Source organism: Azospirillum sp. B4, assembly GCF_000333275.1.
In the GTDB taxonomy this organism is placed as follows: domain Bacteria; phylum Pseudomonadota; class Alphaproteobacteria; order Azospirillales; family Azospirillaceae; genus Nitrospirillum.
This window is the reverse complement of record NZ_BACU01000179.1, coordinates 1-16,416: the sequence shown is the minus strand read 5'-3', so window position 1 is coordinate 16,416 and position 16,416 is coordinate 1. Positions and strand designations below refer to the sequence as shown.

General features: G+C 69.3%; 7 protein-coding genes. All 7 read left to right on the top strand.

Annotation, left to right across the window (positions count from 1 at the left end):
• Positions 1–3 precede the first annotated feature (3 nt).
• Positions 4–2,652 carry a glycoside hydrolase family 2 protein gene (locus I55_RS07965; RefSeq protein ID WP_044559984.1) on the top strand — a complete coding sequence of 883 codons (2,649 nt, stop codon included), beginning with the start codon at positions 4–6 and terminating at the stop codon, positions 2,650–2,652.
• A 41-nt stretch (positions 2,653–2,693) separates the two neighbouring features.
• Positions 2,694–5,297 carry a glycoside hydrolase family 3 protein gene (locus I55_RS07960; protein ID WP_199902504.1) on the top strand — a complete coding sequence of 868 codons (2,604 nt, stop codon included), beginning with the start codon at positions 2,694–2,696 and terminating at the stop codon, positions 5,295–5,297.
• 37 nt (positions 5,298–5,334) lie between these two features.
• Entirely contained in the window at positions 5,335–6,771 is a 1,437-nt protein-coding gene (locus tag I55_RS07955) for a glycoside hydrolase family 125 protein (RefSeq protein ID WP_044559982.1), read from the top strand.
• Positions 6,772–6,785: 14 nt separating this feature from the next.
• The gene (locus tag I55_RS07950; protein ID WP_252181073.1) at positions 6,786–8,681 is read left to right on the top strand and encodes a beta-galactosidase family protein; all 1,896 of its coding nucleotides are present in this window, start codon (positions 6,786–6,788) and stop codon (positions 8,679–8,681) included.
• Positions 8,682–8,794: 113 nt separating this feature from the next.
• The gene (locus tag I55_RS07945) at positions 8,795–11,128 is read left to right on the top strand and encodes a GH92 family glycosyl hydrolase (protein WP_044559981.1); all 2,334 of its coding nucleotides are present in this window, start codon (positions 8,795–8,797) and stop codon (positions 11,126–11,128) included.
• A gap of 522 nt (positions 11,129–11,650) precedes the next feature.
• Positions 11,651–13,261: a ShlB/FhaC/HecB family hemolysin secretion/activation protein gene (locus I55_RS07940; RefSeq protein WP_252181072.1), complete on the top strand. Its 1,611-nt coding sequence runs from the start codon at positions 11,651–11,653 to the stop codon at positions 13,259–13,261.
• An 8-nt stretch (positions 13,262–13,269) separates the two neighbouring features.
• On the top strand, positions 13,270–16,416 hold a 3,147-nt coding region (locus tag I55_RS07935; protein ID WP_159107138.1), incomplete at its 3' end, for a filamentous hemagglutinin N-terminal domain-containing protein.

The following is a 16,416-nucleotide window of genomic DNA, read 5'->3' as shown; positions in this document are numbered from 1 at the left end:
CCCATGCCGCGCGTCCAGAACCGTCCCCTGTCCCTGGCGTTCGCCTTGGCGCTGATGGCGCCCGCCCTGGCCCAAGCGGCGCCGGTGGCGCGGGATCTGGACCAGGGCTGGACCTTTCGCCTGGCGCCGCAGGATCCGGCCGCCAAGACCCACGGGGAGGAAACGCAGTGGCGCGCGGCCACGGTGCCGGGGGCGGTGCAGACCGACCTGCTGGCCCTGGGGCGCATCGGCGACCCGTTCTACCGCGATGCCGAGGCCGGCCTGCAGTGGATCGGCCTCGCGGACTGGGACTATCGCACCACCCTGGCGGTGGACGAGGCGACGCTGCGCCACGACCATGTCGACCTGGTGTTCGAGGGGCTGGATACCTTCGGCGACGTCAGCCTGAACGGCAAACCGCTGCTGTCGGCCGACAACATGTTCCGCCGCTGGCGCGTGCCGGTGAAGCAGGCGCTGCGCCCCGGCGCCAACACCCTGTCGGTGGCGCTGCACTCCCCCATCGCCAAGCTGCAGCCCTGGCTGCTGAAGCAGCCCTATGCCCTGCCGGGAGAGTTCGACAGCGCCTTTGGCGATGAGCCGGCGGGCAAGCAGACCTCCAACTACGTGCGCAAGGCCAACTACCAGTACGGCTGGGACTGGGGCCCCCGCTACGTCACCCTGGGCATCTGGCGGCCGGTGCGGCTGGAAGCCTGGGACGGCCCCCGTCTGGCGGACTTCCACATCGCCCAGCAGAAAGTGGGGGCGGAGGCGGCGACGGTACGCGCGGAGCTTGAGATCACGGCCGACCACGCCGAAGCCGTGCGCGTGACGGTGACACCCACGGCGCCCGATGGCACGGCGCTGCCCGCCATCACCCAGGATGTGGCGCTGGACGCTGGCACCAACCAGGTCAGCCTGCCGGTGCGCATCGATCATCCGCACCTGTGGTACCCGGTGGGCTACGGCGCGCCCGAGATGTACACCTTCAAGGCGACCATCACCGACGGCACGGCGGTGGTGGCCACGGCCACCAAGCGCACCGGCCTGCGCCAGGTGGAACTGCGCCGCGCGCCCGACCAGTGGGGCAGGAGCTTCGAGTTCGTGGTGAACGGCATCCCCGTTTTCGCCAAGGGCGCCAACCTCATTCCCATGGACAGCTTCCCCAGCCGCGTACCGGCGGAAACCGCCCGCGCCCTGCTGGCCTCGGCCCGCGACGCCAACATGAACATGCTGCGCATGTGGGGCGGCGGCCACTACCAGGACGACGCCTTCTACGACCTGGCGGACGAGATGGGCGTCATGGTGTGGCAGGACTTCATGTTCGGCGGCGCCATCACCCCCTATGACGTGGCCTTCCGCGAAAGCAGCCGGGCCGAGGCGGTGGACCAGGTGAAACGCCTGCGCGACCACCCCAGCATCGTCCTGTGGTGCGGCAACAACGAGGTGCAGACCGGCTGGGAATCCTGGCCCGACCGCCAGACGTTCAAGGACGGCATCGCGCCGGCGGAGCGGGAACGCATCGTCACCGGCATGACCGTGCTGTTCGGCGACGTGCTGCGCGGCGTGGTCGCCAAGTATGCCGGCGGCGTGCCCTATTGGGCCAGCACGCCCAGCACCGACTTCGACGGCCCCGCCGACCAGATGGACGATGGCGACAAGCATTACTGGAAGGTGTGGTCCGGTTCCGCCCCGCTGGAGGATTATCTGGACACCACGCCGCGCTTCCAGTCCGAGTACGGTCTGCAATCCTTCCCGGTGATGCGCACCGTGCGGGCCTTCGCCAACGCGGAGGATCTGGCCAGCCCGAATTCGCCCGTCATGCGGGCGCACCAGAAATTCGCCAATGGCAACGGCAACGACCGGCTGCTGTTCTACATCCGCAAATACTATGGCGAGCCCAAGGACTTCGCGTCCTTCGTCTACCTCAGCCAGGTGATGCAGGCCGAGGGCATCCAGATGGCGGCGGAGCACCTGCGCGCGTCACGGCCCCACAGCATGGGGTCGCTATACTGGCAGTTGAACGACGTCTGGCCCGGCGCCTCCTGGTCCAGCATCGATTATTTCGGCCGGTGGAAGGCGCTGCAGTTCCATGCCCGCCGCTTCTACGCCCCGCTGCTGGCGGCGGCGCAACGGCATAACGGCAAGACCGACATCCACCTGGTGTCGGACCTGACCGCGCCGCTGGCGGCGCAATGGCGCCTGCGGGTCATGGACCTGGACGGCACCGTGCGGCAGGAGCGGACAACGCCGGTCACCCTGGCGCCGCTGTCCAGCACGGACGTCGGCTCCTTCGAGGATGCCGCCCTGTTGAAGGGGGCCGATCCCGCCCGCACCGTGGCGGTGGTGGAACTGCTGCAGGGCGGCCAGCCGGTGTCGCGCGAGATCGTCTATTTCGCCGACGCCATCGACCTGGCCCTGACGGATCCGGGACTGACCGCCGACCTGCAGCCCGCCGCCGACGGCTATACCCTGACGATCAAGGCGCAGCGCCTGGCCCGTGGCGTCTGGGTGGAATTTGGCGACCAGGACGCCAGCCTGTCGGACAACGCCTTCGACCTGCTGCCGGGCCAGACGATTTCGCTGGCCGTGCGCGGCACCGCCGACATCGCGGCCCTGCGCCAGGCGCTGTCCGTGCGCTCGCTCGCCGGCGCCACCAAGGGCCCCCGGTCGTGAGGGCCCGGTTTGCGCGCGGCCGCGCGGCCGCGTGGGGGGTGTTGCTGGCTTTGGCCGCGCCCTCCAGTGCCTGGTCCCAAATCGGGGCCGCCCCGCCCGATGCCGATGCCCTGGTCAACCGCATGACCCTGGCGGAGAAGATCGGCCAGATCCAAAGCGCGGCGCCGGCAATTCCCCGCCTGGGCGTGCCGGCCTATGAATGGTGGAACGAGGGGCTGCACGGCGTCGCCCGCGCCGGCTATGCCACCGTCTTCCCCCAGGCCATCGGGCTGGCCGCCACCTGGGACACCGACCTGCTGCGCCGGGTGGGCGACACCGTCTCAACCGAGGCGCGGGCCAAGTACAACGGTGCAGGGGGGGCCGCCGGCGCCAAGGCGGACCACGACCGTTACCAGGGTCTGACCATCTGGTCGCCCAACATCAACATCTTCCGGGACCCGCGCTGGGGCCGGGGGCAGGAGACGTACGGCGAGGACCCCTACCTGACCGGGCGCCTGGGCGTCGCCTTCATCCAGGGCATCCAGGGCCCCGACCCCGCGCATCCCAAGGCCATCGCCACCGCGAAGCATTTCGTCGTGCACAGCGGGCCGGAAGCGGGGCGCCATGCCTTCGATGTCGATGTCTCGCCCCATGACCTGGAGGCCACATACCTGCCGGCCTTCCGCGCCGCCGTGACGGAAGGGCAGGTGGGGTCCGTCATGTGCGCCTACAACGCCCTGCACGGCACCCCCGTTTGCGCCGATCCGGAATTGCTGAACGGCAGGCTGCGCCGGGACTGGGGCTTCAAGGGTTATGTCGTGTCGGACTGCGACGCCGTGGACGACATGACGCGCTTCCATCATTACCGGGCCGACAACGCCGCGTCGGCCGCCGCCGCCCTGTCGGCGGGCACCGATCTCAACTGTGGCGGCGGTGGGCGCTACGCCTACGCCGATCTGGGCGCCGCCGTCAGCCAGCATCTGGTGACGGAAGGGGCGGTGGACCAGGCGGCGCGGCGCCTCATGACGGCCCGCGCCCGCTTGGGCGCCTTCGCTGCCACCGATCCCTATGCCGACATCGGGGCGGAGCGCATTGACGACGTCGCCGCCCGGGCCCTGGCGCTGGAAGCGGCGCGCAAGTCCATCGTCCTGCTGAAGAACCGCAACAACGCCCTGCCGCTGGCCCCCGGTGCCAACCTGGCCGTGGTGGGTCCCAACGCCGACGCGCTGGGCGTGCTGGAAGCCAACTACCACGGCACCGCCGTCCAAGCCTACACGCCCCTGGCGGCGCTGCGCATGGCCCCCGGCGTGGGCGCCGTGCGCTACGCCCAAGGCTCGACCTTGGCGGAGGGCGTGCCCGTGCTGGTGCCGGAAACGGCGCTGAGGTCGGGGGCGGGCAGCGGGGCGGAAGCCGGCCTTACGGGCGACTATTTCGACAGCCTGGATTTCAGCGGCGAACCGCGGCTGACCCGTACCGACCGCACCATTGATTTCGACTGGGACAAGGTGCCGCCAGTGCCGGGGATGGACGCGCGGCGCTACGCCGTGCGCTGGACCGGCCTGCTGGTGCCGCCGGGCCCCGGCGACTACACGCTGGCCGTGCGAGTCGACCGCTGCTTCGATTGCCGGGGGCACGATCCCATCCGCCTGTACCTCGACGGCCGGCTGGTGCTGGACGATCCGGGCACCGGCAAGGACGGTGACCTGATGGTGCCCCTGCATGTCGAGGGCACCAGCCCCCATCGCCTGCGCCTGGAACTGGTGCACAGCGGTCAGGACCAGGGCGTGCGCCTGATGTGGCTGGCGCCGGCGGAGGTGCAGCGGGCGGAGGCCGTGGCAGCGACCAAGGGCGCGGACGCCATCGTCGCCTTCGTCGGCCTGTCCCCGGATGTGGAGGGGGAGGAATTGGGCATCGCCGTGCCGGGCTTCGACGGCGGCGACCGCACCGACATCGGCCTGCCCCTGCCGCAGCGCCAGTTGCTGGAAGCCTTGGCCGCGACGGGCAAGCCCCTGGTCGTGGTGCTGATGTCCGGCAGCGCCGTGGCGCTGACCTGGGCGCAGGACCACGCCGACGCCGTCCTGGCGGCCTGGTATCCCGGTGAGCGGGGCGGCCGGGCGCTCGCCGAGACGCTGACCGGCAGCAACAACCCGTCCGGCCGCCTGCCGGTGACCTTCTACCGCTCCGTCCGCGATCTGCCGCCGTTTGTGGATTACGCCATGACCGGCCGCACCTATCGCTATTTCGAGGGCACGCCGCTGTATCCCTTCGGCTTCGGCCTCAGCTACACCCGCTACACCTATGACGACCTGGCGCTGTCCTCGGCCGAGCTGCCCGCCGGCCAGCCGCTGACGGCCAGCGTCACCATCAGGAACGTGGGTGACCATCCGGGGGAGGAGGTGGCGCAGCTGTACGTCACCCCGCCAGCCAGTACCCTGGCGCCGCGCCGCCTGCTGGCCGGCTTCCAGCGGGTTCATCTGGAACCGGGGGAAAGCAAGCGGGTGGCGTTCACGGTGGAACCGCGCGACGTGAGCGGCGTGGACGCCGCCGGCAACCGCGCGGTGGAGGCCGGGCGCTATCAGGTCTTCGTGGGCGGCGGGCAGCCGGATTTCACCCCGGGGGTGGAGAAGACGGTCGACATCCAGGGCCGCCAGGCCCTACCGAAGTGAAAGGGCCGAAGTGAAAGGCCGAAAGGGGGGATGCGCGATGATCAGCCGTCGTGACGCGATGCTGGGCTTGGCCGGTGGTGTGCTGGCCGGCGGTTTGCCGGTCATATCCGCACGGGCGGAAGACCGGCCCAGCCGCCGCCCGCCGCCCGCCCAGCGCAAGGTGTCCAGCCCGGCGGTGGAGCGGGAGCTGGCGCGGGTGAAGGCGGGCATTGGCGACCCGGAACTGGCCTGGCTGTTTGAGAACTGCTTCCCCAACACCCTGGACACGACGGTGGAACTGGGGCGGCTGGACGGCAAGGCCGACAGCTTCGTCATCACCGGCGACATCGAATGCCTGTGGTTGCGCGACAGCTCCGCCCAGGTCTGGCCGTACCTGCCGCTGGCCAGGAACGACGCCGTGCTGCGCCAGGTGTTCCAGGGCCTGATCCATCGCCAGGCGCGCTGCATCCTGATCGACCCCTACGCCAACGCCTTCCTGCCGGATCCCAAGGGCACCACCCCCAACAAATGGGCGGTGGACGACATGACCGAGATGAAGCCCGGCGTGGCGGAACGGAAGTGGGAGATCGACAGCCTGTGCTATCCCATCCGCCTGGCCCACGGTTATTGGCGGGCCACCGGGGACGTGACCCCGTTCGATGAGGAATGGCGGGCGGCCATGCGGCTGGTGGTTGCCACCTTGCGCCAGCAGCAGCGCAAGGACGGCCCCGGCCCCTATCGTTTCCTGCGCAAGGCGGAGACGCCGACGGAAACCCTGGCGCTGGACGGCTACGGCTTTCCCACGCGCAAGGTGGGTATGATCCACGCCATGTTCCGCCCCTCCGACGACGCCTGCCTGTACGCCTTCAACATCCCCGGCAACCTGTTCGCGGTAACGGCCCTTCGGCTTCTGGCGCCCCTATGGCGCGCCGTGGGCGGGGAGGAGGCGCTGGCCCAGGACGCGCTGGCCCTTGCGGCGGAGGTGGAGACGGCGGTGCGGGCCCATGGCCGCATGTCCGACGCGGATGGCCAGGACATCTGGGCCTATGAGGTCGATGGCTTCGGCAATCGCCTGTTCATGGACGACGCCAACGTGCCCAGCCTGCTGGGCTTGCCCTATCTGGGGTGCTGTGCCGCCGACGATCCGCTCTACCGTCGCACCCGGGCGCGGGTGTGGAGCGGCGACAATCCCTATTTCTTCCAGGGCGCGGCGGCGGAAGGTATCGGCGGCCCGCATGAGGGCCTGCGCATGATCTGGCCCATGGCCATCATCGTCCGCGCCCTGACCAGCGACGACGATGGCGAGATCCGTCAGTGCCTGGCCTGGCTGAAGGCCACGCACGCCGGTACCGGCTTCATGCATGAGGCGTTCGACCAGGATGACCCGGGGCACTTCACCCGCCCCTGGTTCGCCTGGGCCAACACCCTGTTCGGCGAATTGATGATCGACCTGCTGGCCCGCAAGCCGGCGCTGCTGCGCGCGCCCGTGCGCTGAGTGGGAGGACACGTATGCCGACGCCTGACGCGACCCCGCCCCAGGATCTCACGAACCGGACAGCCATGGTCCCCCGCCGAACCTTCCTGGCCGGCGCCGCCGGTCTCACCGCCGGCGCCCTGGCGCCCTTCACCGCCGCGCGGGCCGGCACCAGCCGGTTCACCACCAGCGGCGACCACTTCCTGCTGGACGGCCAGCCTTTGCAGATCCTGGCCGGGGAACTGCACTACCCCCGCATCGCCCGTGCGGACTGGCGCGACCGCCTGCGCAAGCTGAAAAGCCTGGGGTTGAACACGCTCAGCGCCTACGTCTTCTGGAACGCCCATGAAAAGGCGCCGGGGCGGTATGACTTCACCGGCAACCTGGACCTGTCCGCCTGGCTGGCCCTGGCGCAAGAGGAAGGCCTGCACGTCCTGCTGCGCGTCGGGCCCTACGCCTGCGCGGAATGGGACGGCGGCGCGCTGCCGGCCTGGGTTTTCCCTGACGAAAGCGTCAAGGCGCGGTCGCTGGATCCCACCTACATGAACCTGTCCGGCCGTTGGCTGAAGCGGCTGGGGCAGGAGGTCGCCCATCTGGAGATCGACAAGGGCGGACCGGTCCTGATGACCCAGGTGGAGAACGAATACGGTTCCTTCGGGCAGGACCGCGCCTATATGGAAGCCGTGCGCGACCAGATCCGGTCGGCGGGCTTCGACGGCGCGCTGTACACGGTGGACGGCGCGTCGGTCATCGAGAAGGGCGCCCTGCCGTCGCTGATCAACGGCATCAATTTCGGCACCACGGACAAGGCGGAGGAAGAGTTCAAGCGCTACGCCGCGTTCAAGCCGTCCGGTCCGCGCATCTGCACGGAACTCTGGGGCGGCTGGTTCGATCATTTCGGCGAGGTGCATTCCGCGATGCCGGCGCCGCCCTTGCTCGACAGCTTGAAATGGATGCTGGACCGCCAGATCTCGGTCAGCTTCTACATGGCCCATGGCGGCACGTCGTTCGGGTTCGATGCCGGCGCCAACTTCGATCGCAAGACCGGAACCTATCAGCCCGACATCTCCAGCTACGACTATGACGCCCTGTTGGATGAGGCCGGGCGCCCCACGCCGAAGTTCACGGCGGTGCTGGAGGTGATGAGGCGCCATCTGCCGGCGGAGCGGTTCGCCCCCCTGCCGGCGCCGCAGAAGGCGCTGGAAATTCCCCGCTTCCGGCTGACCGAGACGGCGGCGCTCACGCCCCTGTTCGGACGGCCGGTGGAGGCGCCGGCCCCCCGGACGCTGGAATCCTTGGGCCAAGGCCACGGCCTGATGCGCTATCGCCACCGCTTCGCCAAGGCAGCCAAAGGCATCCTGCGCATGGGCGAGGTCCGCGATTACGCCGTGGTGTCGGTCAACGGCCGCCGTGTCGGCGTGCTGGACCGGCGCCTGAACGAACGGGAAATCACCCTGTCCGCCCAGGCCGGGGACAGCCTGGAAATCCTGGTCGACACCATGGGGCACGTCAATTATGGCGAGCGCATCGGCCGGGACCAGAAGGGCCTCATCGGCGGGGTGACGCTGGACGGCCAGCCTTTGCGGGGCTGGAGCCATGAGGGGCTGCCGCTGGACGATCTGGCGGGCCTGGCGTTCCAGGCCGGCATGGGCGACGGCCCCGCGTTCCATCGGGGCACGTTCGAGATCAAGGAGGCCGGCTACACCTTCCTGGACATGCGCGGCTGGGGCAAAGGATACGCCTGGGTGAACGGCCACAATCTCGGCCGTCATTGGTCGGTGGGCCCGCAGCGCACCCTGTTCGTGCCGGAAAGCTTTCTCAAGGTCGGGGTGAACGAGGTCATCGTCTTCGATCTTCATCCGGTCCTGGACGCCAGCCTGGCCGGCGGCCGCGCCCAGATTTGGGACCTGCCCGGACAGGTCAAGGAATAGGGACAGGTCAAGGAATTAGGTATGCACACAAGGGCCCGCCGGTCCCCGGAAGGGACGGCGGCGCCATGGGCGCCCCCCCAGCAGGCGGGGACGCGATGGGGAAGGAGAGGATCATGCTGACACGTCGGACGTTGCTGGGGGGCACCGCCGGCCTGGCCTTGCTGGGCGGAAGCGGGTTGCCGGTGGCGGCGGCCTGGGCCCGGGAGGGAGAGGGGGAAGACCTCGCCCGCTGGGTCGATCCCTTCATTGGGACGGGCGGGCATGGCCACACCTACCCCGGCGCCACCGTGCCCTTCGGCATGGTGCAGTTGAGCCCGGACACGGACAATGGCCGCTGGGACTCTTGCTCCGGCTATCACCAGGACGACCGCACGCTGATGGGCTTCTCCCACACCCATCTCAGCGGCACCGGCGTGGGCGACATGCTGGACGTGCTGGTGGTGCCCAGGGTTGGCCCGGTGGTGCTGCAGCCGGGCAGCCTGGAGGATCCCCAGGGCGGCTACCGTGCCCGGTTCGACCATGCCGACGAACAGGCCACCCCCGGCTATTACCGCGTGCGGCTGAAGGACAGCGGCATCACGGCCGAACTGACGGCGACGGCCCGCGCCGGCCTGCACCGCTATACCTTCCCGGCGGGGGTTACCGGCGACGGCGCGCATCTGCTGATCGACTTCCACCACGGCATGCAGGACAAGCACGGCGTGCCCACCCGGGTGACCGACGCCAGCCTGCGGCTGGTGGGCACCGACACCCTGGTGGGCGGCCGGCGGGTGCATCAGTGGGCGGACGGGCGCCATATCTATTTCGCCCTGAAGCTGTCGCGCCCCTTCACCACGGCCCAGCTCTATTCCGATGACCAGCCGGTGGCGGGCGACCAGGCCGCCGGCACTAACCTCAAGTGCGCGCTGCATCTTGCCGATGCCGCCCACGCCCCCCTGCTGGTCAAGGTCGGGCTGTCGGCGGTGGACGTGGATGGCGCGCTGCGCAACCTGCAGGCCGACATCCCCGGCTGGGACTTCGACCGGGTGCGCGCTGCCGCCCGTGACGCCTGGCAATCGGAACTGTCGCGCGTCCGTATCGATGCCGACAGCGACGCCGACCGCCGCATCTTTTATTCCGCCCTCTATCACGCCCTGCTGGCGCCCACGCTGTTCAGCGATGTCGACGGGCGCTATCGCGGCATGGATGACGCCATCCATCAGATGCCGGCGGGGCGCCACACCTATTCCACCTACTCGCTGTGGGACACCTACCGCGCCCTGCACCCCCTGTTCACCCTGGTGCAGCCGGACCGGGTGCCCGACCTGGTGGACGGGCTGGTGCGCATGGCGGTGGAAAGCCCGGCCGGCCCGCCCGTCTGGCCGCTGCAGGGGCGGGAGACGGGCTGCATGATCGGCTGGCACTCGGCGGTCGTGTTGGCCGAGGCGCAGGCCAAGGGCTTCAAGGGTATCGACTACAAGGCCGCCTGGCCGGCGTTCCGCAAGCGCGCGTTCGAGGACGCGACCCTGGGCATGGGCGAATACCGGCGCCTGGGCTACATCCCCAGCGACACGGTGGACGAGGCGGTCAGCAGGACGTTGGAATACGCCTATGACGACTGGGCCCTGGCCCACCTGGCGGCTGGCGCCGGCGCCCGGGACGACGCCCGTGCCCTGGCCGAACGCTCCCGCAACTATCGGCATGTGTTCGACCCGGCCCTGACCTTCGTCCGCGCCCGCGACGGCGCCGGCAAGTGGATCGATCCCTTCGACCCCCGCGCCATGGGTCACATGAAGAAATGGCGGGACTTCACGGAAAGCAATGCCTGGCAGGCCACCTTCCTGAACCAGCACGACCTTTACGGCTACATGGAGATGTTCGGCGGTCCGGCGGCGTTCGAGCGCAAGCTGGATGAACTGTTCACCACCAGTTCGGAGATGCCGGCCGACGCGCCGCCTGACATCGCCGGCCTGGTAGGCCAGTACGCCCATGGCAATGAGCCCAGCCACCACGTGGCCTATCTCTACGCCTACGCCGGCGCCCACCATAAGACCCAGGCGCGGGTGCGCATGCTGTTGCGCACCATGCACCAGGACCAGCCGGACGGCCTGGCCGGTAACGAGGATTGCGGCCAGATGAGCGCCTGGTACCTGATGAGCGCGCTGGGCCTGTACGCCGTCGACCCCGTCACCCCCATCTACGTCTTCGGCTCACCCCTGTTCCGGCGGGCGGAGCTGGCGGTGGGCCCGGGGCGCCGTCTGGTGGTGGAGGCGCCAGGCAACGGGCCCGACAGCCCCTATATCCAGTCCGTCACCTGGAACGGTGCCGCCCACACCAAGAGCTGGATCAGCCATGCCAGCCTGGCGACGGGCGGGCGGCTGACCTTCCAGATGGGTTCCAAGCCCAATCCCCGCTTCGCCGCCGACCCCGCCGACCGGCCACCGTCCTTCGCGCCGGTCAGGGTGTGAGGGCGAGCGCCACCGCGACGGGCATGCGCCGGGCAAGGTGCCGCCGGTGGTGGTGCGCGCCATCCGCCAGGCTTCCGGCGGCCCTATGGTCCTGACCCCGATTCCATCGGGGGGATGGCCGCCAAGCTTAAGAGGCTGGCGCCGCATAGCTGACCAAAGGACTGTGGAAACCACCCGGCCGCGCATCGGCCCATTCCGCGACTGCGTCAAGCTGGCGGAGGGTGCCGGATATTTCGGACATGATTCCGCCTGAAACAGATGGGTCCTAATCTTCCGGATAGGGGACCGGACAGTGCTTGTGCCGTCAGCGTGACTACATATATAGGATCTTGCACCTATTAATTTAATGACCGCGCCATCGTCGTAAACGTTTGATTAAGGGGCGTGGGTTATGGTTTCCGCTGACGACAGCCCTAATATTTTGGTGTCCAGTTGCGGATACTGAGAACGTTACTTGCCGCGACGGCCCTGGTTCCCTTGGCGATGGCCAAGCGGTCGCACGCTCAGGATGCGGGCCAGATATTGCGTGATGTTGAGCGCAATATTCCGCGCGCCGCGCCGCAGGCCCCCGCTCTGCCCGACCTCGCCCCTCCCGCCGCCGACGGGGAATTCCTGAAGGCGGGTGAAACGGTACGCGTCACCGGCTTTCACATCATCGCCACCCTCATTCCCGAAGCGGAATTGCGGGATCAGTTGACGTCCTATGTCGGGCGCGACTGCACGCTGGGAGATTTGCGCGAGGCGGCGGCCCGCATTGGCCGCTATTACGCGCAGCATGACCTGCTGGCCCGGGCCGTGTTGCCGCGCCAGAGCCTGGAAGGCGGCGTGGTCACCATCCAGGTGCTGGAAGCGCGCATGGGGCGGGTGATGATCGACCCCTCCAGCGACGTCCGCCTGGATGCCGACCAGGCGGCGGATTTCATCTATGCCCAGAACCCGCAGGGCGAACCGCTGCGGCCCAGCGCCGTCGCCACCGGCGTATCCAACCTGGGCCTGATCCCCGGCATGCAGGCGCTGGGCGTGCTGGACGCCGGCGCGGAAGAGGGGACGACGGACGTCCACCTCAAGATGCGCGAGCCGCCGCTGCTGACGGCCACCGCGTTGGTGGACAACAACGCACCGCGCGAAATCGGCGGCATGCGTGGCTTGGCCATCGTCACCATGACGGACGCGGCGGGCATCGGTGACCAGGTCGCGATCACCGGCCAGGCGAGCCAGTCGTCGAAGTACGGCCAGATGCTGGTCGGCGCCCCGATTTGGCATGAGGGCCTGTGGCTGGAGGCCAGCGGCGCCGTCCTGCAATACGACGTCCCTGAAGACATCAATGCCAGCACACCCGCCGGCGACGCCCAGACGGCGGCCCTGACCCTGCGCTGGCTGGCGCTCCGCAGTTCAGCGGCACCGGTGAACCTGGCATTCGGCCTGGAACACAAATGGACCAGCGACAAGCTGGCCGACGTGGTCACCGCGTCCAACAGGCTGGGCGCGTTGACCTTGGCCGCCCACCGGCTGATGCGTGACGACTGGCAGGGCGGCGGCGCCTTTACCTTTGACGTGCAGGTCAAGGCCGGCAACGTCGACCTGTCGCACAATGCCGCCAACCAGGCCATCGACCAGGCCACCGCCCGCACCCAGGGCCACTATGTCAAGGCCAGCGCGTCGATCAGCCGTGCGCAGGCCCTATGGCACGGCGGGGACATGCTGGCCACCCTGGCGGCGCAGGTCGCGTCCAAGAACCTCAATAGCTCCGAACAGTTTTCCTTGGGCGGGCCCACCGGCGTGCGCGCCTATCCCTTGAACCAGGGCGGCGGCGACCAGGGCGCCCTGCTGAACCTGGAGGTGGGGCAGCAGGTGTCCACCAGTGTCCGCTTTTCCGCCTTCTGGGACGGCGGCTGGGTGGAGCAGCACAAGGAGACCTGGGGCGGCTGGGAAGGCGTGGGGTCGTCCCACAACCACTATTTCCTGCAGGGCGTCGGCGCCAGCGTCCAATGGACGCCGGCCAGCAACGTGCAGGTCAAGGCGACCGTTGCCCACCGCATCGGTTCCGACGCCGGACGCACCGCCCAGAACCTGGACCTGGACGGACGGCGGCGTGAGTTGCGTGCCTGGATGCAACTGGTGTTGTCGGCCTAGGGGGAATGATGGCCAGCCTTTCCGCGCTTTCGTTCCACATTCCCATGCGCGCCAGGCTGCTGGGCTGCACCGCCATGCTGTCCGTGATGCAGGCGCTGACGCTGCCGGCCCTCGCGGGCACGCCGGCGCCGGGTACCTTGCCGACGGGCGGGCAGGTCCAATCCGGCGCGGCGGCCATCAGTTCCGCTGGTCCGGTGATGACCGTCACCCAATCGACGGACAAGGCCATCATCAGCTGGCAGCAGTTCAACGTCGGTGCCGGCGCCACCGTGAATTTCCAGCAGCCGAGCGGTTCGGCCATGACGCTGAACCGGGTGCGCGGCGGCGATCCCTCCTTGATCGATGGCGCCATCAAGGCGCCCGGCACGGTCATCCTGGTCAATCCCGGCGGTGTGGTGTTCGGCGGCGGCGCCACGGTGGACGTGGGCGGTCTGGTCGCCTCCACCATGGACATCGCGGACGAGGACTTCCAGAAGGGGCGCCTGGTCTTCAACCGGGGATCGGCCACCGGCTCGGTGGTTAATGAGGGCACCATCGCCGCGCGCCATGGCTCGGTGGTCCTGCTGGCGTCCCAAATCCGCAACATGGGCCTGATCCAGGCGCAGTTGGGCTCCGTGGTCCTGGCGGCGGGTGAGACCGTCACCCTGACGCCGGATGGCGGCGCCCCCATGAAGGTGGACCCGGCCACCGTCGCGGCGCAGATCGAGGCGGGCGGCATCATCCGCGCGCCCGGCGGCGCCGTCTACCTCACGGCGCAGGCCCTGAATGTCCTGGCCGGCGGCGTCATCAAGGCCACCGGCGTCATTGAGGCCGACTCCCTCACCCGGGAGGGGGGCAAGCTGGTCCTGGACGCCGGCGGCCCCATCACCCTTCAGGGCGCCACGCTGAGCGCCAAGGGCGCCACCGGCGGCGGCACGGTCACGGTGGGCACGGCGGAGACGGCCTCCGTCACCATGGATGCCGCCAGCCGGATCGACGCCTCCGCCACCGAAACGGGCAAGGGCGGGTCGGTCACGGTCAACAGCCAGGACACCGCCGCCCACGGCGTGCTGCTGGCGCGGGGCGGGGCGCTGTGGGGCGACGGCGGCGCGATTGAGACCTCCGGACACACGCTGGCCTTCGACGGCGTGACGGTCGACGTGGGGGCGCCCAAGGGCAAGGGCGGCACCTGGCTGCTGGACCCCGTCGACCTGACGGTGAACGCCGCCTATGCCGCCGCCATCCAGACGGCGCTGGCCAGCGGCAGCGTCACCTTGCAGACCACCAACACCAGCGTGGGATATACCGGCGTCACCGCCGGCGGGGTCACCAAGGCCAGCGGCCTGGGTGACATCGCCGTCAATGCCGGCATCACCTGGACCTCGGCCAACAGCCTGACGCTGGATGCCTATCACGGCGTGTCCATCAACGCCGCGCTGTCGGGCACCAGTCTGGTGGTCCTGACCAACGACGGCGGCAGCGGCGGGGTGTTCCGGGTGACCGCCCCGGTGTCGCTGACCACCAGCCTGACGGTCAACAGCACGGCCTATACCCTGGTCACGTCGGCGGCCGCTCTGGCCGCCATCACCGGCAGCGGCAACTATGCGCTGACCAGCGACCTGGCGCTGACCGGCGCCTGGACACCCATCGGCTACAGCGCCACGGGCAACAACGCGTCGCCCACCGCCTTCACCGGCACGCTGGAGGGGCTGGGGCACACGATCACCGGCCTGACCGTCGACGCCGCCGGGGGCGGTGCTGGCAACCTGGGCTTGCTCAGCGTCATCGGCGGCGGCGGCCTGGTGCAGAACCTGACGCTGTCCGGTGGAAAGCTGTTTGGCGGCACGGGCGGCAACCTGGGCCTTTTGGCCGGCCAGAACCAGGGCACGGTGCGCAACGTCACCGCCTCCGGCACCGTCACCGCCGGTGATGGCGGCAGCGCGGTGGGCGGCCTGATCGGTAGCAACAGCGGAACGGTCACGGCATCCTCCGCCGCCGTCGCCGTTTCCGTCGGCAGTGGCGTTTCCAAGGTGGGCGGGCTGGTGGGCGCGCAGACAGCGGGCCTCATTGCCAACAGCTCTGTTACTGGCGCCGTCACGGCCGGCTCGGCCGCCACGGCGGTCGGTGGCCTGGCCGGCTGGGTCGGCGGCGGCACCGTGTCCGGCAGCTACGCCGATAGCAGCCTGACCGTGGGTGACGGCGGCAACCGCGTGGGCGGCCTGATCGGCTATGGCGACGCCGTCATCACCCAAAGCTATGCCAATGAGACCATCTCCGCCGGCGGCGGGGTGCAGTATGTCGGCGGGCTGCTGGGATATGGCGACACCGCCAACACGGTCAGTGCCGTCTACGCCGTGGCCCCCATTTCGGTTGGCACCGCGTCCGACAGCGTGGGTGGCCTGGCCGGCTATAACGCCGGCACCATCAGCGCCGCCTATGCCACGGGGTCCATCACCGCCGGCGCCGGCACCACCAACATCGGCGGCTTCGTCGGTTCCAATGCCGGCATGGTGACGGTCGGCTTCTGGGACACGGCGACCAGCGGCCTGTCCGTCGCCTATGGCAGCAATACCGGCACGGTGTCCGCCACCGCCATCGCCGCGAACACGCTGACCACCGCCACCTATGTCGGCTTTGATTTCAGCAACGACTGGTATGAGGTCGACGGCCGCACCCGCCCGTTCCTGCGCAGCGAATACGCCACCACCATCACCAACACCCATCAGCTGCAGCTGATGGGCATGGACACGACGGCATCCTATGTCCTGGCCAAGAACCTGGACATGAGCGGCACCACGGTGCAGGGCGGTCTTTGGTCCACCAGCGGCTTCACCCCCATCGGGTTCACGACGGTGGGGGGCAACGCCTCCCCCACCGTCTTCACCGGTTCGCTGGACGGCCAGGGCTACACCATCAGCAACCTGACCCTGAGGGCGACCACCTCCCACGGCGTCGGCCTGTTCTCCAGCATCGGCCCCGCCGGTTCCGTCGCCAACCTGGGGCTGGTGAACGGCACGATGATCAACTCCTCGGCGGGGACCCAGGTCACCGGCTGGGGCATGCTGGCCGGCAAGTTTTCCGGCACCGTCACCAACAGCTACGCCACCGGCGTGGTCTTCGTCTCCAAGACCACGGGCGTGGGGGGGCTGGTCGGCTATATGTCGGGCGGCACCATC